The sequence below is a fragment of the Spirosoma litoris genome (genome assembly GCF_054776755.1).
The window spans coordinates 36,237-54,174 of sequence record NZ_BAAHBI010000001.1; the positions used below are offsets into that span (position 1 = coordinate 36,237).

General features: G+C 49.6%; 28 protein-coding genes. All 28 read right to left on the reverse strand.

Annotated elements, in window-relative coordinates; translation table 11 throughout:
• Window positions 1-23 precede the first annotated feature (23 nt).
• The 28 genes from ACYVGR_RS00130 to ACYVGR_RS00265 all read right to left on the reverse strand — a co-directional run bounded on the left by ACYVGR_RS00130 (window position 24) and on the right by ACYVGR_RS00265 (window position 17,933).
• A complete protein-coding gene (locus tag ACYVGR_RS00130) occupies window positions 24-515 on the reverse strand; it encodes a hypothetical protein (RefSeq protein ID WP_460952899.1) in 492 nt (163 codons plus the stop codon).
• Window positions 516-520: 5 nt separating this feature from the next.
• Window positions 521-1,363, reverse strand: a complete 843-nt coding sequence (locus ACYVGR_RS00135; RefSeq protein ID WP_460952901.1) for a hypothetical protein — start codon at window positions 1,361-1,363, stop codon at window positions 521-523.
• Window positions 1,364-1,372: 9 nt separating this feature from the next.
• On the reverse strand, window positions 1,373-1,720 hold the full coding sequence (locus ACYVGR_RS00140; RefSeq protein WP_460952903.1) for a hypothetical protein: 348 nt from the start codon (window positions 1,718-1,720) through the stop codon (window positions 1,373-1,375).
• An 11-nt stretch (window positions 1,721-1,731) separates the two neighbouring features.
• Window positions 1,732-2,172 carry a DUF5675 family protein gene (locus tag ACYVGR_RS00145; RefSeq protein ID WP_460952905.1) on the reverse strand — a complete coding sequence of 147 codons (441 nt, stop codon included), beginning with the start codon at window positions 2,170-2,172 and terminating at the stop codon, window positions 1,732-1,734.
• The gene (locus ACYVGR_RS00150) at window positions 2,156-2,680 is read right to left on the reverse strand and encodes a hypothetical protein (protein WP_460952906.1); all 525 of its coding nucleotides are present in this window, start codon (window positions 2,678-2,680) and stop codon (window positions 2,156-2,158) included. The genes ACYVGR_RS00145 and ACYVGR_RS00150 overlap by 17 nt, the downstream gene beginning before the upstream one ends.
• A gap of 13 nt (window positions 2,681-2,693) precedes the next feature.
• On the reverse strand, window positions 2,694-3,623 hold the full coding sequence (locus ACYVGR_RS00155) for a DUF6712 family protein (protein WP_460952908.1): 930 nt from the start codon (window positions 3,621-3,623) through the stop codon (window positions 2,694-2,696).
• Window positions 3,623-4,987, reverse strand: coding sequence for a hypothetical protein (locus ACYVGR_RS00160; RefSeq protein WP_460952910.1), 1,365 nt, complete (start codon window positions 4,985-4,987; stop codon window positions 3,623-3,625). Before ACYVGR_RS00160 ends, ACYVGR_RS00155 begins: the two co-directional genes overlap by 1 nt.
• Window positions 4,987-5,259: a hypothetical protein gene (locus ACYVGR_RS00165; protein ID WP_460952912.1), complete on the reverse strand. Its 273-nt coding sequence runs from the start codon at window positions 5,257-5,259 to the stop codon at window positions 4,987-4,989. The genes ACYVGR_RS00160 and ACYVGR_RS00165 overlap by 1 nt, the downstream gene beginning before the upstream one ends.
• Before the next feature lie 50 nt (window positions 5,260-5,309).
• Entirely contained in the window at window positions 5,310-5,510 is a 201-nt protein-coding gene (locus tag ACYVGR_RS00170) for a hypothetical protein (protein WP_460952913.1), read from the reverse strand.
• Window positions 5,511-5,736: 226 nt separating this feature from the next.
• Window positions 5,737-7,473, reverse strand: a complete 1,737-nt coding sequence (locus tag ACYVGR_RS00175; protein ID WP_460952915.1) for a hypothetical protein — start codon at window positions 7,471-7,473, stop codon at window positions 5,737-5,739.
• Window positions 7,454-8,044, reverse strand: a complete 591-nt coding sequence (locus ACYVGR_RS00180) for a hypothetical protein (RefSeq protein WP_460952916.1) — start codon at window positions 8,042-8,044, stop codon at window positions 7,454-7,456. The genes ACYVGR_RS00175 and ACYVGR_RS00180 overlap by 20 nt, the downstream gene beginning before the upstream one ends.
• On the reverse strand, window positions 8,041-8,664 hold the full coding sequence (locus tag ACYVGR_RS00185) for a hypothetical protein (protein ID WP_460952918.1): 624 nt from the start codon (window positions 8,662-8,664) through the stop codon (window positions 8,041-8,043). Before ACYVGR_RS00185 ends, ACYVGR_RS00180 begins: the two co-directional genes overlap by 4 nt.
• 72 nt (window positions 8,665-8,736) lie before the next feature.
• Window positions 8,737-8,955 (reverse strand): hypothetical protein, encoded by a 219-nt coding sequence (locus ACYVGR_RS00190; protein ID WP_460952920.1) that lies wholly within the window; start codon window positions 8,953-8,955, stop codon window positions 8,737-8,739.
• A complete protein-coding gene (locus ACYVGR_RS00195; RefSeq protein ID WP_460952921.1) occupies window positions 8,948-9,481 on the reverse strand; it encodes a hypothetical protein in 534 nt (177 codons plus the stop codon). Before ACYVGR_RS00195 ends, ACYVGR_RS00190 begins: the two co-directional genes overlap by 8 nt.
• A gap of 50 nt (window positions 9,482-9,531) precedes the next feature.
• A complete protein-coding gene (locus ACYVGR_RS00200) occupies window positions 9,532-9,858 on the reverse strand; it encodes a hypothetical protein (protein ID WP_460952923.1) in 327 nt (108 codons plus the stop codon).
• 73 nt (window positions 9,859-9,931) lie between these two features.
• Complete coding sequence (locus tag ACYVGR_RS00205) at window positions 9,932-11,023, reverse strand: hypothetical protein (protein WP_460952925.1); 1,092 nt, start codon at window positions 11,021-11,023, stop codon at window positions 9,932-9,934.
• A 56-nt stretch (window positions 11,024-11,079) separates the two neighbouring features.
• Window positions 11,080-12,348, reverse strand: coding sequence for a S49 family peptidase (locus ACYVGR_RS00210; RefSeq protein ID WP_460952927.1), 1,269 nt, complete (start codon window positions 12,346-12,348; stop codon window positions 11,080-11,082).
• Between the two features lie 312 nt (window positions 12,349-12,660).
• Window positions 12,661-13,059 carry a hypothetical protein gene (locus ACYVGR_RS00215; protein ID WP_460952929.1) on the reverse strand — a complete coding sequence of 133 codons (399 nt, stop codon included), beginning with the start codon at window positions 13,057-13,059 and terminating at the stop codon, window positions 12,661-12,663.
• Window positions 13,049-13,531, reverse strand: coding sequence for a hypothetical protein (locus ACYVGR_RS00220; protein ID WP_460952930.1), 483 nt, complete (start codon window positions 13,529-13,531; stop codon window positions 13,049-13,051). The genes ACYVGR_RS00215 and ACYVGR_RS00220 overlap by 11 nt, the downstream gene beginning before the upstream one ends.
• Window positions 13,532-13,543: 12 nt before the next feature.
• Complete coding sequence (locus tag ACYVGR_RS00225; RefSeq protein WP_460952931.1) at window positions 13,544-14,086, reverse strand: hypothetical protein; 543 nt, start codon at window positions 14,084-14,086, stop codon at window positions 13,544-13,546.
• Between the two features lie 562 nt (window positions 14,087-14,648).
• Window positions 14,649-14,816, reverse strand: a complete 168-nt coding sequence (locus ACYVGR_RS00230) for a hypothetical protein (protein WP_460952932.1) — start codon at window positions 14,814-14,816, stop codon at window positions 14,649-14,651.
• A 20-nt stretch (window positions 14,817-14,836) separates the two neighbouring features.
• The gene (locus ACYVGR_RS00235; protein WP_460952934.1) at window positions 14,837-15,169 is read right to left on the reverse strand and encodes a hypothetical protein; all 333 of its coding nucleotides are present in this window, start codon (window positions 15,167-15,169) and stop codon (window positions 14,837-14,839) included.
• Window positions 15,170-15,430: 261 nt separating this feature from the next.
• Window positions 15,431-15,730, reverse strand: a complete 300-nt coding sequence (locus tag ACYVGR_RS00240) for a hypothetical protein (protein WP_460952936.1) — start codon at window positions 15,728-15,730, stop codon at window positions 15,431-15,433.
• Window positions 15,731-15,834: 104 nt separating this feature from the next.
• Window positions 15,835-16,146, reverse strand: a complete 312-nt coding sequence (locus ACYVGR_RS00245) for a hypothetical protein (protein ID WP_460952937.1) — start codon at window positions 16,144-16,146, stop codon at window positions 15,835-15,837.
• Window positions 16,147-16,158: 12 nt separating this feature from the next.
• Window positions 16,159-16,566 carry a hypothetical protein gene (locus ACYVGR_RS00250; protein ID WP_460952939.1) on the reverse strand — a complete coding sequence of 136 codons (408 nt, stop codon included), beginning with the start codon at window positions 16,564-16,566 and terminating at the stop codon, window positions 16,159-16,161.
• Between the two features lie 98 nt (window positions 16,567-16,664).
• On the reverse strand, window positions 16,665-17,036 hold the full coding sequence (locus tag ACYVGR_RS00255) for a hypothetical protein (protein ID WP_460952940.1): 372 nt from the start codon (window positions 17,034-17,036) through the stop codon (window positions 16,665-16,667).
• Between the two features lie 2 nt (window positions 17,037-17,038).
• Window positions 17,039-17,227 (reverse strand): hypothetical protein, encoded by a 189-nt coding sequence (locus tag ACYVGR_RS00260; protein ID WP_460952941.1) that lies wholly within the window; start codon window positions 17,225-17,227, stop codon window positions 17,039-17,041.
• Entirely contained in the window at window positions 17,220-17,933 is a 714-nt protein-coding gene (locus ACYVGR_RS00265) for a hypothetical protein (RefSeq protein ID WP_460952943.1), read from the reverse strand. The genes ACYVGR_RS00260 and ACYVGR_RS00265 overlap by 8 nt, the downstream gene beginning before the upstream one ends.
• Window positions 17,934-17,938: the final 5 nt, after the last annotated feature.

Consider the following 17,938-nt stretch of genomic DNA (forward strand, 5'->3'; position numbering starts at 1 on the left):
TGAGTTCGTAACAACCCGGACGCTTACCAGCCCGGAGAGGCCATATTGAGGGCTAATCGCCAGTCAAATTCGTAGGTCCAGCCCGTCGCCGTTCCCGCCACCAGTGGCTCATCTGATCCGGGAAAATTGCGCATCAGATGGATTTTATTGCTGTGTAATTGCCCTTGGGGTAAGGCGTCTTTGCGCAGTTGTGCCAGTATCGACAGGGCGATTTTTCGGGCTTCCCGACGGGCCGAACGGATCTGATCCCAGTCGTTATTTTCCACCTTCAGTAGCACCGTGAAGGCTCCCGAGAGCACCTGAACCGGATTATCATTCTCGTAATTATTCTCGTCCGTGAACGGGCGCAGAACGAGTGCAGGAAATGATAAGGTATCTTTTACGGCTTTGGTCAAATCCTTCAGCGAATCCGTATCCACCATCTCCCAGAAATGGCAATCTGATTCTGAGTGTCCGATATCCGGACAGCGACTGGCCAGATCAGTAAAATAGTCAACATAAAATTGCTCGATCATGACCGTCACTTGTTTTCTTGTCGCTCGATTGCCTGGTCCAGCATGGCCAGTACCAGGTAGACATTGGCCCGGTTATTAGCCTCAAATTTTTGTACATCCTCCCCAGCCATCGACAGCGCGATTTTGTACCAACTGGCTGAAGGCGTTTTCTGACCAGGTTCGGGCTTTTGAAACACGTTTTTAAAGTGCGTGGCCAATTCGGCCCGAGCCCCTTCATACGCCAGTAAAATACCCCACAACTCAAAGCGGGCTAATTTCGCAAACCGCATCGCATTTCGCTCAACCCAGTGCGGATCAAACACCTGACGTGGATCGGCTCCCTCCGGTACGGTTTTGTTTCGCTTCTGGCGCATCAGGACAGCAGCCAACTTGGTTAACTGGGCATTATCCGGTTTGGCCCGGAATTTACTCCAGCATTTTTCAGCGTACATAAACTCCTCAAACGTGAGGTACCGCAGGGCGTTCCCTGGGCCGTATACGTAGGTTTTCGAATCAATCGCTAAGCCAGGTATTGGCCAGCTCGCCTGGGGAATCGTCTCAAATACCCAGTCCGTTGATTTGAGGAGTTCCTGCCCATAATCCAGGGCATCGGCTACCTGCTCATCCGGCAAACCTAACTCCATGAGCAGGTCCACATTGAACAAATACTGGAGCGCCGTAAACGGGATGCTATAGATGACCGTGGGCAAGGTTAGCCGAAGGTAGTCATGCTCGCCAATGAGCAGCAATACTTTACAAATTGCCCAGTACTGCTCTGGTTTCAGCTCACTCCAGGTCGAGGGACCGGTGTAAGGAGTCTCCACACCGGTCCCTTCTTTATTCGGGATTGTTAATTGAATGGTGTTCATAAATGTAAATTAAGCAGCTTTCGCAGGCATTCGCTGGGAAGCGGCCCGACCAGATTTAACGACTTTATCTTCTAATGAAGAGAACCGGGTCGCTATGTCATTTTTCAAATCACTGTGCGACTTAGACAGGTTATCGACTGAACCTGCCAGTTGTACGGCACTCAGGGAGTTCTGGTTGACAACACCACTCAATTTCTCCTGAGTCTCTTTTCGATCCTCATTGTGTAGGCGCATCATATCCAGAATGTCAGACTGGGCTTTCTGAAGTTTACCCCAGAGTACATATACCGCAATAGCGAGTATCCCAATTAAAGGGGAGAGCTTGAACAAATCGGCTCCGATGGTTTGCAGATCCATTGTTGTACAGGTTACGAGTTTACAATTGTTAAAAAGACTTTTTCCTTTTTCGCGTCGGCTTTCTCCAGGATGGTCATGAGTCGAGCATAGGCAGATCGGGAATCAATCAGCTCATTTTTTACGCGTTGCTGACCCACCAGCAAGCAGCCATCGGTATCGTCCACAGTATTGCCTGGATGAATCCGGATGCCAGCAAAAAAAGGCACATTAACCAGCTCAGGCATCACCTTTTTGAACCGGGTGGATAGGCTTAAAATCACACGGTACCGACCTGGTGGAATGGCCGTTTTGCTCTTAATTTTACCTTCTCCGTGTGGCCCAAATTCCCGGATGGGATCTTCCAGGGTCTGGCAGATTGGGACAAAAGGCAACGCATTTTCCATTAGTACTTGCCCTAAAATGCCACCTGTATAGGCTTCGGTCCGGTCGGTACGCTTAAGCAGTAGTTCCATTTCCAGAAACGCGTTTAGTGATGGATACCGACAACAGCAGCCGGTGCATGAAAATGTACAGGAGTATCCCAGCAATTAAGAGTCCCACTAAAATCCAGATGATGATCAGACGGCGCTCCGCTTTCGATTGATAAGCCGGATCAACCCCCCAAACCTGTTTAGTGATGTATTTAGGTACCTCCTTGACGACGACAACGGAGTCACACTCGGCCTTGATGACCGTCGTTTTGGGCGATCGCTGGTAAATGATCCGGGTTCGACCTTCCCGAATTTCATGCGTAACAGTGGTCGTATCGGTCACTAGTCGCAATACCGCACTATCACTGGGGACCACGACCCGGACAGTGGTAAAGGTGGTATCGACGAGCGTCGTGGCATATTTTCGCTTGGCCTTCTCAAAACTGGTACAGCTGTCGAGTGACATTAACAAGGCCACTACGCCCAGAAGCTCCAGGAACGAACAAAAGGTCGCTAGAGACAAAAGGAAGGTTTTTAGTTTGGGATTCATCGGTATGTTACGGTTAGAAAAAAACAATCTTTCGGTCATCGTTATCCATCATCCCGCGCCCCTTCTCGGCCTCGGGTTCACCATCGAGCAAACTGGCCAGCTCCAGCCAGGCAGCACTCGCCTTCTCTTTGGCTTTTTGAAGTAGCCGCTCGATCTGGGCTTCACTAGGTGGCTGCACATATTCGATGTTATCGATATTGGAACTGTAGTGCACTTTTAGGCCATTGCCGGAGATGGCAATGGCCAGCGTTGGAATGGCGTCGACAACCGTTTGGCAGGCCAGCCAGGTACGCGCCTGACGAAGCAGGGAGCGGTCGTCCAGCGAATCACTATCGACGATGGATGGCCAGCGGGAATCGAGTCGAGGGATCAATACATCAGCCTCCAGGCCGGTGAGCGTCGGCTTCAGGGCGTTGTAGGTAATCCGGGAACCGAAAATCTGATAGTATTTGGAAAACTCGCCAGCTGAAGGCAGTAAACTAGCCGGTTGTAAATCCCGGTAGGTAACGTAAAGCGGAAAGTCGGTCTGGTGAAAATCCAGATAGGCTAATAAGCCCTCCAGGTGTTTCCAGCCAGATTCGTAGAGTGCGTTTCGAATCGCTATAATCTGGCGCTCTGTGGCCGGTTTACGATCCTGAGAAGCCGATGTGGTAATGCCATCATCCGCCAGTTGTACCTCCGCAAAGGGCAAATACTGGGCAAACGCCAGTTGACAGAGCGGCCTGCGCAGGTACGGCAAGAGCGCTTTTTGGGCGTCCGTCAACTCCGAGGGAGACTGCCAGACTTGGGCCAGGGATTCGGTAAATTCTCTGCCCAGAAAAGTAGGAAATAGCTCGCTCCAGGTGCTCTCCAGATACGGCTCAAACAGGGTGAGCGTAAAATTTTTGTTGACGGGAACCCCTGCCAGCTGTAAGTCTTTTACGCCATCAATCAGTAGTGCCATTAGCTTACAACTTTTTGGGTTCCTTTCCCCTGATCGAGGGTGGTTAGAACCGTGTCCCGGAATAAATACGTCAGGTTATCGTAGCGGGCCGACCACCCGTTAAACTCAGAGATAAAGTCCAATGGCTCCAGCATCAAATCCCGGTAGGGGTTCATCAAAGCCAGGGCAATCAACCAGGCTTCGCGTTTGGATGAGCCACCCATATTGCCGCCCATTTTGTCTGAAGCAAAACCGGGTAGGGTTGGGTCAGTACCCAGGGCGTAGAAGATTTTGGCCGCAGCTTCCATCGAATCGTCGATGAACTTGCCATCTTTCATTAGATCGGTGACCGGCACAATCTGAATGTGATCGATCATAACCCCCTTCTGTTGATCGAAAGTGGTTTCGGTCATGATCGAATTGCCCGTTTTGGTCACGTCGGTCAGGTTCTTCTCGACCGATAGCAGCCACTCCTTTTTCCAGGCCAGTTGCTGCTCAGCGGTGGCATTATCCCAGACCTTGCGCCCTTTTAGTTCCGGCCAGAATTCCTTATCAACCTTGATGTGATACTTGATCGACATCTGGTTCTGCATCAGGAATTTTTTAAACTGGGGAATCGCCAGGTGCACATCGAGCCAGTTGGAGGTGCGTATGGAATCGTGGTGGGCTAAACTATAAAACGACTTACCCGGCGTAGGATAACTCAGCGGATAAATGAATTTATAATCCGCATGATTCCGTGTCCAGTTGACCCGGTCCCAGTTCAGCGGATCGAGCGTGGAGACGCCCGTTGTAAATTCATCCGTAATGGAGGCTGACGGCCAATTGGCGGACAGGAACACTTTTTCACACCGACCCTCCTGGTTAACCGCACTATAACGCGAATAAGCAGCCTGTTTGGCCGTCAACTGCACAATCTGTTTCCGGTTTTTACTGAGGATAAATTCTGGAAACACGTTAAAAAACCACAGTAGGTCAGAGCTTCCCTGGCGCAGATACTGACGAACGCCAGGCGATCGCAGAAACGCCCAGATTTCGGGGTCGTTGATAGGTGTATTGATCTCTTTGCCATCAGGACCAAGCGTCTGTTGCACAGGCATAATGCCCCGGCCCATCAGCATGGCGGCCTGATTACCCAGCGTTTTGGGGATAATCGGGTCCTGGTTATACAGATCAATGATCGTCTGGGGGAAATTGTTGTCTTCACCCCAGGGCATAATGCCATTACGACCGGATTGCCACTGAGGGCGTTTCAGTAGGGAGGGAGTTGCGCCTGGGGGAGTGCTGGACGTAGCGAGCACCTCCCCCTTCCCGAGCCAAAAACTGGCATTTTTTGTGAGCGCAATATCGTGGCCACTGGTTACGAGGTAGTGAATATCTTCCATTACACAATCGGCTCACCATTAAGCCATAAGATTAAATCCAAATGAATCATGACCTTCTTGCGAAGGCCATAGGGCTGTACGTTAACCCGTCGATCCGTCAGCAAATGCGCTCGGGTAATGGGCCGGGGCATGGTGGCCTGTTCGATTGTGCGAACTTCACCCCCCGTATCCCGCCTTCGATCCCCCGTCATGAATGTCACGCGGAACCGTTTGGGCTTGCCCGATCCAGTCCGCTCATCCATGATTGCCGCTACCTGCTGAAGTGTAAGCATGCGCCGAACTTACAGGAGTCCATTTACTAGAGTCGTAACAACCCGGACGCTTACGAGTTGGGCAGCGTCCAGGAGGCTGGTATGTGGCCAAACTTTGCCTGATTAAGCAGGCGCGTCTTTACGTCGAGGCTCACAAATTGCTTGTGGCGAAGTTGGTGGGCGTACCACCTACGCAAGCCATCGGGTAGCCCGGTAGCTCGCCAGAGGTATTTATTGCCCACCAGGCCAGCGAATGCGTCGTCAGTCGTCATTGTCAATGAGTTAGCGAATTTGTTAGCCAGCACTAACGGAAATGAGGCATATTTTGCAACAAGATTTCGGCCAAATGCCTGAAAAACAGGTCAGAAATCAGAATCCAGAACTAAAAAAAAGCAGACTTCCCGAGCCGCCCCCCAGATGCGCTGCGCTGTCAGAAAATGCAATTGCATTTTTTGGGGTCCGCGATATATGAATGGGCCATCCTTCGAGGGGTTTGTATCAGCCGGTCGTGATCACGCCGGTGCCCGCCGAAGTACCACCACCACTGCTCAAATACTTCTGCACACCACAGAGCAGGTTGTCGAAAGCATCCGAGAAGTGCGTAGTCTCCCGCTGATCGATGTTGTTATCTCGTTCATCGCCTTTGTCCTTCTCGAAGTCTTCGCCCTTCGCCCGTTGGCTTCTAGCCTTCAGGTTGGTTTGTTGCAATGATATCTTCAGGTATTCACAGTTATTGCGGTTGATGGCCACATCGAAGTAGCCGGGTGCTGCCTTCATCACGTAGCCGGCCAAATCAAAGCGGTATTGATAGGAGGGCGTATGCCCCAGATAGATCGTCTGCACACTCCAGCCGTGGTTGTAGAGGTGCTGACGAACCGTCTCGTAGTAACTCAGCTTACGAACGGCATCGGTCCCCAGGGCTGTGTGGTCATAGATGAAGTACACAAACTTATCCCGGTGATAGGCATAGTAGGTAGTCCATTGCTCCAGCAAATCGGTCAGCCGACCAGGTAGCTTAACATAGGGGGCATTGATGACCCGGAGCGTGTTGTCTTCCAGTTGACCTGTCGTGCAGGTATTGATCTTAGCCCCATAGTCGAAGGAGATGAATAAGGGACTGTCTTTGTCGCAATCACCATCACGTCGACAATCCGTAAACGGCGTGCCCAGCTGGAGACTATCGATGTACGAATAGTCCCAGTTATCATAAAAGTGTGCATCCGTCAAATCTGGATAAAACGTGTTATCCGAACTGAACGGACGCTTATTTAAGATAGCTGTCTGATAAATAAAGTCGGGTAGATCCCGCTTGGCTTTATTGAGGTTCTTGGCTCCATAACCTTCAATATTTTCCAGCGTTGAGGCTTCCGAAAAGTAGACGGCATTGCCCCGCAACGCATTCCATTCTTTCTGCCAATGCTTGTACTCCGTTAGGATGCCTGCCTTCCTGGATTCAGCGGCTACTAAAAACTGCTGCTCCAATTGGTACATTTTTAACCGAATCGCCCAGATTACCTCGATCCGCTGGCGATCCATGTGCTTTTCGGCATCGAGCATCCAGGCACCTTTTTTATCGGTGGGCATATCGGAGACAAACAGCGTGCTGTGAAACTCAGGAATACCGCCAAAATACCGCTCATCGCCCCGGTTGGTCATCAGCACCGAACTATCCAGATCGGGCTTATTGAGCAGCTTCCCTTCATCACCCACCACGTAGTGCACGGTCTTCCCGTTGGCACTGTTCTTTCGATCCTGACTCACCAGGCTCTGTACGGCACCGTTTTTCCAGAAAATACAGTGCTCGGGTGCTAATGGACCAATAATGGGCTTGGGTACATTCAATTTGGCAGGTGGCATCCGACCAATCCAGAAGTCACGACCTTCAACCAGGCCCATCGACTCCCAGCCCTTTTTCGCCCCAGGTAAGGTGTTTTCTAAAATCTTTGCATACGAAGGACCAACGATTGTACCGTGACTGCGCGGCATCGCATCGACGCAACGTTTGAGATGCGGGGCGATAACGCCTTCGGTTTTGCCAGTACCCCGGCCCCAGACACACCGGGTATCGTTCGCGCCAACCATCATCACTTTGAGCTGAGGACGATTGTAGTGGAGTTGCCGCACTTCGGGATCGTCAGCCACGTCCCCAGTAGTGCCCGACAGGGTTCGGGCTAATTTGGGGTCAGCGAGAAATTCACCCGATAAATCCAGTGAATTAGGGAGTAAATTGCTCATCGTCGAGTAGGTCAGCTTGCAGTCGAAGGGTATCGTCTGATTTGATTTTATCGATCAACTCCTGAAGGTTTGCCACGGGTTTGGCTCCGAGCAGTTCCGGGTTGTAGTTAAGAATGTTAATCACCGTATTGCCGCCACCTTCAGCGTTAGCGGGCTGATCGGCCCCAATGAGTTTGGCCAGCAGCCGTTTGGCAGCTAGTAGCTCTTTCTCGTTTCGTGATTCTTTATCGTCCAGCCGTTTGATTTGCTTTTTCAAATCGGCCAGGAGCATTACCTTTTCAAATTCTTGGTTGACGGCTTCAGCTGAAGCGAAGAATCGGCGGGTGTCATTGAGTAACTGATAGGCCGTTCGCTGGGAGCAGTCGAATTTGACCATAATCACTTTTACATACTCAGGATCGGACTCGTAGGGGAACTCTAACATGTGCATCCGGAAATCAACCCAACGATCGAGTTGCTGTTCCAGGTCGAGTGGTAGAACGACCCGCCCTGTACGATCTTTCCAGTGTCGCAGAATGCGGTCAAACTTGTCCTGGAAGCGATCGGTATTTGCAGTAAGTTCAGTGTTCATAAGTCAGATGTTAACTGGTTTTCGATAGCCAGAAGCTCCGATTGGAATGTAGCCAGGCGTGCACTGAATTTCTCCCGTTTCTGGTCATCAGTGGCATTTTTGAACTGCTTTTGCAGGCGACTCACATAGGTACGCACCGTGTTGCGCCGGTTAATGAGTGCGTCTTTGGTATCGCCATCGTGGGTAGCGGGTTCGGGCAGATAGCCGTTGGTATCGACGAACTTCCTTTTGCCATAGATGATGCTCAGCTCGTCGCCAATGTCGAGTATCCGAAAGACTTCGGCTTTCAGGCCCACATCCCTGGGGATCGCATTTGCTTCGTATAAGCTCCGACACCGCTCTTTGATGGCTGATCGAATATCCATCAACTGTTTGCCACGCGCCAGGTCTGTCTTCAGCTCCTCGGGATAACGATCCACTTTCACCGCCTGGGCTTTCAATAACGATGATAATTCCTCCGAGAGAATCTTGTAGAGCTTCTTCTGATTGAAGTCGTCGTATCCCTTCGCAAAGAGTTTGCGCAGAAATTCCGATGATGAGGAAAGCCTGGCGTACAGCTCTACCCCGGCGTTGTAGCGGGGCGTCTTCAACCAGGCAGTTAGTTCGTCGATCAAGGTCATACGTCATAGAGAAATCCATAAAAAAAGACCGACCAACCAGGCCGGTCTTTTAACTATCCACCATTCACTACATTAAACTGCTTTCAGGTACGGCACCTGGTCAGGGTGCTGCACCAAAAAGTCGACTTCGTCAGCTGTCAGATTAGCCAGATTATAGTCCACGCCATCGAAACGGATCGGCATATAATCGGACATTTCTAAACCAACGATCTGATACGTTTTACGCTGTACTCCCACAACGTCAGACGCCGGATCAGTTTGTTGATCCTGGGTTGGCGTGGACTTAGGCACCAGCGGTTAAGGGGACGGCTGCATTATAAATCATGATATCGGGTTGGTAGGCATAGCACTCGAATTCAGCGCCTTTACCCCGACCCGTTGTTTTATCAGATTTAAAATTAGGCTTGATATAAGCCACGAACTTTGCGCCACCCAACTGCATCATGGTACCATCTGAAAGAGGGACAATGATTACCAGTTTGTCATTTTTTACCCGGTTAATGAAGGCAATGAGCGACTTAGCACTACCTGGATAGAAAAACTTAAACGTGGGCTTAAAGCTAATTCCATCAATATCACCATTCAACGCCTGCTCCAGTTCGGAGGTGTCGATAGTGCAATAGATGGTAATAAACTTTTTGCCCGTTTTCATCGTGTGGGGTGTCGTGATGACATACTTGTCATCCGGGTCCGTGGGCGAAGCAGCTGGTGCGCCGAACGTTAAAATATTTGACTGTGAACTCAAATAGAAAAACTGTTCGGTACCACCCATATTGTTCTCGGTGCCATCGGGACCGAGTAAATCTTTATGATCCATTGCTCCTGGGGAGTTTAGATGTGAGTAAGTTACAGTGCGTACAGGGCGGATTAGGCCGCTTTTTCTTTCTTGGCTTTGGCAGGCTTTTCTACCTTCACCAACACACCAGCGCCCGCATCGACCAGCGCTTGTACCAGGTCTTCACTAGCCCGTAAATCGTCGAGTGATACATGCTTGCCTTTCCAGCGAAAACCATCTGGAGACGTCACCTCATAGGTGTCTTCGCCCAGTGTTACGGTCTGTGCCAAACTGCCATTCTGAGCGGCTTTCAGCTTTTCCTTCAGGTCATCGATAACCTCTTCGGCCACTTCGAGTTCCTGGGCTTGTCGCTCGACGAGCGCCTTCAGCTCGTCGATTGTCAATTCTTTCTTTTCCACGATTGTAAAGGGTTTATGTGAAATGCCCAGAGTTGCTGGGCATTTCACAAGTAGTCAGTGTAGGGTGAGGGGCTTACTTCTGATCGTTCAGGTAAGTGATCTCCAAATCAGCGATCTGGAAAGCCAAACTCATCTTCATGATCGTATCGTAGCCGTGTAGGTTATCCACGAATTTGCCAATCGAGCCAAAATCCGACAGGATGTTGGTCCCCATGTACAGGTTCGGGTATTTGGTTGGATCGGGCGTAGCGATCAAACGTCCGGAACCTGCCATCCAGGAGACGGGCTTAATGCTCCACTTATCTTCTGAGCCGAAGATGAAGTTGGACACGTTGCCCCGGTTATCGACGAGCGACTGGTTAGACGGGAATTTGTCTAGGGTCGACTGGCGATACAGCTCTTTACTGTTAGGCGAGCAATAGATGACGCCACCCAGTTTTTTGTGATCCTGGCTAATGCCCTGGTACACCTCGTTAAACTGATCGTGAGCATCCTCGACCGTCAGTGCTCCCGTTACGATTTTATTCGAAGCTGGAAACAACGCGTAATCCTCCTCGATGATTGTACCAAAGCCTTTCGATACGCTGGAGTTGTTGGCGTCGGCCCATTTCTCCGGATTCGTATCAGGCGACTGACCGGCTGTGGTAGCAGCTACAGCGATGTAAAAGTTTTTGTCCGTGTACTTGATCCGCTTACCCACAGCGTAAGCCGTTCCGGCGTTATACAGTGGGATTTCCTCGGTGTTTTGACCGAAGTAGTGGTTGTCATCCACTTCCGTCTGGAGCTTTAAATTCTGAGCATTCCAGAAGGCTTCCGCAAACGGCAAATCTTTCGAATTAGGCTTAACCTGATCCGAAAAATAGGTATTCCGAAAATCAGCTGGGACAATCTCCAGGATTTTCATGCCCACGCGAGGGGTAATGCTCCGGGTTGAGAATTTACCCGCCTTTCCGTTTTGCTGACGGATGGTGGTATCTTCTGGCCGGAAGCCCTTGTTGGCTGTGTACTTGGGCAGAACTCGGGTTGATGACAGATCGTAAATTACGTTCACATCATTGACCACAGTTAGCCCGTGCAGAATTTGAAGAATGATCTTCTTCTCAAACTGCTTGGCATAACCCTGAATCGCGGTTATGTCATCAACATCACGCTGGATGGTTGCCATCTTAACGGTTGGTTACAGGTTAAAAAAAGTTACGGTAGGTACTTAAGCAACCCTGATTATTTCAGGGTTGCTTTGATTTGTGCCAGTAGTCGATCCGATTCAGAAACCAGAACAACGGTGTCGCCAGCTGATTCGGTAATGGTTTCTTCGGTCTTCACCACAGACGTTGGCGTAGCGCCGGGCTGCGCCCCTAACCGGGCCACTTCCGTGGTTAGTTTCGTATTTTGCTCAGTCAGCGTTGCGTTCTGCGCGGTGAGCGTTGCATTGGCTGTTTCCAGTGCTTCGTAGGCTTGAACGTCAGTGGCTCGAAGCACTACCATGCCTTCGATTCCCTGAGCCTCCAGGTTCTCGTTGGCTGCAACAACCTGCTCATCGGTGATGGCCGTTGCTGCGACCCCGGCCAATAGCGTCAGGGCGGGGAATTTGTTAAACAGTTTCATAGAACTATCGGATTGGGAATAATTGGAAGCAAGTTCAAAGGCTCGTGCCAGGATTTGGCGGAACGAGCCGATCTGATCAATGAGGCCCATTGGCAGGGCATTATCGGCAAAGAAGACGCCACCTAACGTCGGATCAGCCAGGTCCATTTTGAGCTTATCACCACGCGATGATTTTACCGCGTTATGGAAATAGCTTACCAGGCCATCCAGCATATCCTGCATCGGAGCCAGATCGCCAGAGAGCGCAGAGCGGCTCTCGATATTCTTCTGGCCAGATAGCCGGGAATACACCTCAATGAGCTTGATGCCCATCTGCGCCAGCAGACCGCTGAAATCAACGAGGGTGACATAAACGCCAATCGAACCGATTTGGTCTGACCCCTGAGATGCCCAGATTTCGGTAGCGCCAGCAATGGCATAATACCCAGCGGATGCCGCCAGGCCACGGATCAGAACCAGAATTGGTTTCTCTGCTTGTCGAATCGCATCATACAGATCAGCAATGCCACTAGCCTGGCCCCCTGGTGAATCCATTATCAATACAATGGCTCCAATTTCGGGCGTAGCCAGCAGGCTCTCGATCATACGCACGTAATCGGTCGAACCGTAGGCGTAGTACGAGCCATATTTCCAGATTGGCCCCGTAATCTCCAGTACGGCTACTGAGCCACTAGTTAGCTGACCAGCTGAAGTTGAAAATGCCATTTTACTGGCCGCTGTCACGTCGCCTGGAAGCAGACAGTAAGGCTCTGGGGGTGGTTCGACTTCACCTTCACCTTTGCCATTTCGAGCCATTAAGTTCTCCAGAAAAGGCAAAGCCTGCTTGCCCCAGGTTGGTTCAAGCAGGAGAGGTGACGCGATGAGAGAGGTTTGGAAGCGGTTCACACGGGCACAATGGCTATCGGTTCAGATTGGCGATATATCGCCTTAGAGACCCGAACCTACCTATGCCTGGCACGCCGTTTCGTAACAACCCGGACGCGTAAAAACAAAAGCCCCCGAACCGGATTGTTCAGGGGCGTGCTCCAGTCGGAGCGATCGGGCAGCGAACCCATTGACCAGATCAGGCTACGTCAATCAAAGCGGCATATCCTGATTGTAGCCGCGACACACCGCAAGTCGTTTCGCCATTGGCTGGTAAGGGATGTGACACACCAGCGTAGTTCGGGTTCTATCGTCGTTTATAAGGTATCGAGGTTAATAAATAATACTAGGGTCAACAAAAATAGGGTAGTCGGGACGTCGAAGCTGCATTGTGAATTTATGAGAATACCTGGCCAGGCTGATCGTTATAACCAAATCGTCAAAGTCGGATCGCTCATAGGCATGTTGCTGCTGCCATACGAGCGATTCCAGCTCCTGAATCTCATCAGTATCCCAACATAAGTTTAGATACTCCTCCGCTTCTTCTTTAGAAAACGTAGGTTCTTTTTTAACAAAATAATCCCGCCAATTCGAGCTAAAACCAAACGAATTTCGGCGCATCTGATTGACAAAATCTGGAATCGAAGCAGCAATTTCCAGCCAGGGGCCATTTAGAAAGGCGTTTAACCTATAGAGGCCTGACACTGGATCAGGTGTTGGTTCAGATGACATATACAGCGGGGTTATACGTTTGGCCTTGGAATGTCAGGAGCGTACCCCGTCGAGATGCAAACTGTACAGTTGTGTCATAAGCCACTTCGGTGAGCTTCATGGGTTGATCAAGGGTTCCTACGATTCGCATCGATCCGGCATTGTCCTCAACCAGGATCAATAGAGGCCAATCCCGTAACCAATCCCTTAGCTGCAACCGGTGCTCCAGCGTATCGCCCGGCAGAAAGCACAGTACTTTCGGTTGATAGGAAACACCGGAATCGCCAGTGGTCCCCACTTCACTAAACTGTTTGGTGCCGTCGGTCCCGTACAGGCCAAACCAGCGATAGCCCGATGTAAACGTGATGGCGCTCGTGGCCAGCGAGCCGTTACTGGCCATCGCCGGATCAAAACTAACGCCCCAGGTAGGCACAATACTCAGCAAACACACTCCGCCCGGATTGTTCTGGGGAGAAAAAAAGATATCGGTCATCGCGGTACGGATTTAAGCAACGAGCAGGCTGGTTAACGGTGACTGATGAAGCATGCCCATGTTGATAGCCGCTCCCTGAAGTTGTGGCTCGTCAAATCCGAGTTGGCCCCGGGTTTGGTGACGATAGGCAGCTATGCGCAGCGTTTCCTCAGCCAGCTCATCGTCTGAAAAATCATAGCGATCCGTAAACTGGCGAATGGACTGGTAAATGCCAATGTTTTTGGCCTGGTCGGCTTTGACCTGGGCAAAGAACTCCTGATAAATAAGCAGGTCAAGTAGCTTATTGACCATTTTGGTCTCCATTTCATTAAACAAATGGCAACGACGGGATTCTGTTGTTTGGCGAACCGCTACCTGGATCGTATCGCTCAGGGGCTTGGGGGTTCTCCCTGTTAGTCGCAGCTTCACTTTTTCGGTTTGAGCCAAACACCAGATATGAAATAACCGCGCATCGGTTGGCTCCAATGGTATCCCATTGGGGTAATGAACAGCCAGGTACTTTCTCACGCGAGGCATAACCTGCACGTCTAATAGGAGTGGAGGAGAAAAGATCATTTGAACAAGTACGGCGAGTAGTTAACTGGCTGTAACATAATACAAAAAGTGCACATATTCCGCTACAACTAAGCCGTTTTTGTTGCTTTCGTGCCGGGAATTACTCAAATATTTTAAACGGTATTTTTCCGCAGCACTTAGCGCGATGCGCGAAAAATTGAAACGCGCAGTGAGCCAAAGTGCAAAAATGTTTGAATTTCTGTATCGCTGTATTCACTACTGATTATCAGATACTTAGAGATTTTCAAGACCCCTATCAGATACAATAATTTTTGTATCGCTGTTTCTCTGTAACCGCTTCCCGGTTTTCTTTTATTAGTTGATACAAAGTTTTGTATCAATTGATACAGAACTTCTAAAAGTTTGTATCACTATAACTACCTGATACAAACCGCATTTGGCCTTTATAATCCTTCGCTGATACAGAGATACAGAAATACAGAAATTTTTAGGTTTATACCTGAAAGAGTACAGAGAATCAAAGCTGACGGCTCTCGGGGTGAGGTAAGGGCAACAAAAAAGCCCCAAAACGGGGCTTTCTGTATCGCTGTGTTTCTGTGTCCTACAAGATTGGCTCGATATCCTCCTTTAGCTTTTGCGCCTGTTCCAGGAGCGGCTTTAGGATATCCAGCTCAACTTCGTCAGTACTGAGCCTGATCGTGTTGGTACAGTCTTTAACAAAGGTTTCTAAGTCAGCGTACAGACGATGTATATTCTTCTTTGTAATCATGGCCAGGTATAAGGATTTGTCTAAAGTGATTTATTTAACCGTCTTCTCACGCCCTGCTCAGTTTCGTAGAGGCTCAACAGTACACGACGCCCTTTGTAGATGGTAATAACGCGTGTATCAAGTTCGGGACGATTGATAACGTGGCCACAAACACGAATTGAAATGAAGGCTTTCATGTGTAAGTCGTATCGATTCACGACCGCCCTCAATGGCTCATAGTTGGCCTCTGCTGAGAGATCAGGATTGAAGGCGGTTACTGCCTCCCTAACCAGCTTTAGTTCCCAAGTGGCCATCCGGCTGTACGTTGGGCGGTCGATGATCCAGCCAGGTACACTTTTTAGATTGGGGTCCATTTGTAAGGATTTGTTAAAGTGACATTAACGCTTTAGTCAGTATCCCACGAATCTGCTCGATGGTGATATCTTCAGTTACCTGGCAGAATAGTTGTCCATGCGTTTTGCCCTCTATTCCTACCGAGATTAGTATCTGGGGGGGGGGTGGCTTTGTTCTCGTTGCATCGCTTTTTCCATAGCTGCAATCGCTCTGCTGTAATTTGATCGTGTTTCATTGTTAAAGTGATTAAAACGGTAACGGTAGTTATAGTTATGCGTACATTACAAAAGGGCCGCGCGGTGAGTAAATGTCTTAACCAGAGGAGCGGTATTGAAGAAGCTGACCTGGATGAGATTACCCACCTTGATCTGATCAGCGAATTGCTGATAAGGGATAGGCTTCTTACTCATGATCCCTACCTCGACAATGACTACCTCTGTATTCTCATAGGCATTACCTACGCCACGTCCACGCACCTCGATGGCGCACATCAGCCGCGAATCGTCCTTGGACTTCCACCAGCTGAATTCAGGTACCAGACTAAACTGGATGGTTCTGGTTTGTTTAGGTTGCTTGGCCATAATTGTTGTAGTTTTGGCCCGATTGGTCGCATGGGCTAATCGAACAGTTAATTATTGACCGCCTGGCTGCTTTGCGACCAGGCGGTTTTGTGTTTTATGCTCTACTATTCTTCGGCTTTTTCAAATACCACTCCTAATTCAATCAGATAGTTGAACACCTGATAACCGAAAACGTGTGCGGGTGTCCCGGTATCACGCACCATCGCATAAATCCAACCTGAATGGTGAAGATTAAGGATGTATTCAAAGTCAATAATTTTCAGACATTTATGGCCATCTCCCCATTGAGCAACTTGGGTTTCAAAGGTTTCATCAACCTCCTGATCAAATGCCAGTTTATAGATCATCTGACATTCTTCCTGAGTCAGATCATACAGGCTTCGGGTTGCTGGCGATTTACTTTCTTTATTATTCATGATTATGAATTTTTAGAATACAGTCATTTGATGTTCCCGGTCATGGTGACGCCCATAGTTCCGGTTTCGGGTGTGCTGCGGCATATCATAGCCTAGATGGCAGCGCTGGCATTTGGCTCTTAAATTCCAGAACCGGTTGTTGGCTCGATCCCGATCCAGATGGGCCACCGTTAGAATAACCTTAGTTAAGCCCAGATACTTCAGTGATCGCCAGAGCCGCCAGCCGTACACCTCTCGTAGAATCTGAACTCGCATTAGCTCGCAGGCGGTAGCGTATTTAAATTCGCCTTTCTCTCCTCGTCGAATGATGGCGTGATTCTTCGCGCCACAGTCTTCACAGCGATTCTTCGCCCGTACCACCCGGATCAGGTAGCTGATCAGCTCCCATTTGGGGTGGTAGTCTTCAGGGTTCATCGGCATGGCTTAGCAGAATAAGCAAGAGAGCATCCATACCATCAGTGTCACTGATAGTAACATAACCAATGACCAGGGGCCGAATAGTCGTTTCTGGAAGGTTTTCATGGGCGAAAGTGAACAAGCAATGTGTCCTGAATTTCCTTGTGGTCAATCCCTTCAGCCGTGAGAGAGATTGTAGCGCTCGGAGCGGCATCCTGATCAGCAGGGCGAATCCAGATCAAGCTATCCGGGCCATCTTCCAGGTACTGGATGGCCACACTCGTTGGGCGAGCGCCCGTATTATCGGCACAGTACAAATCCCGTTCGCGCTGGAGAGCGTGCTGAAAATGCTCCAGTGTGCGAATGGGAACAACTTCTTTCTTACATAAAAACGTCCCTGAGCCTTTACACCAGGCAGCGGCCACCTCGATCAGGTGGGCTTCGAGCTTGGTAACAGGCTTATGGGTGGCCACATTTATTTTGAAACGACACATAATTAGCGGAGTTTACGGTAAGCCCAAATGAACGGATAGATAAGGAAGGCCAGTGCATATTCACGCGCACCAACTGGTTCGAAAGGCGCACGAGCAGGGGTTAAAAGCAGAATTAGCAGGGTTACAATTGCTAGTACACAGAGCAGTAAGGACAGACTGGCCGAAGGGTTGAAATGGTGACAGTTAAGCATTGGCCACCTCCTTTTTAGTTGGCTTCTCAATTGCCTTGTACTCAATCACCCAATTCCACGGATTGTCTTGCATACTGATACCATTCAGCTGGTTATAGAGCATCAGATAGGCCTCAACAGGATCGTTTGTACGGATGTGACCAGGACGCGCTTTGTAAATGGGAAGTCGGTAATAACCATCCTTGCGAAATATTTCGATGCCCTCGGCCAAGGCGTCAGCCACCGTGATATCGTGCAATTTTTCGGCACGGATAGAAATAATTTCTGCCCAGATTCGACTAATAAATTTGGGCATATGAATAGAAGGACAGTAGTCGCCCCCTTTATGATGTGCCCAACTAATACATTCCAGTTCGTCGGCTGGGTCAACGAGTACTGGCTGCTGGTCAGCTTTGTAATGCCACTCGTTAGTTTTGTCATTTAGGAAAAGCGTTTCTCGGCCATACAGAATATCTCCAACTTGTCCATACGGACAAACAATGCCGACCAATGGCATATTGTGAGGGTCTTTAACCCATCTAAAGACAGCCTGGGTGGTATATCCTTCACTGGGGGAGCCAATGCGCGAAACACCATTAAAATTGTAGCCTTCACGACTAAAATCTTCCAAGCGATTAGGGCGTCTTGTTTGCGTCTTTAACCCATCTAAGTGAGCCTGAACCATTGGTGCAGAATAGAGGATACCTCGTTGTTTTACCTCGTTCATTTGAT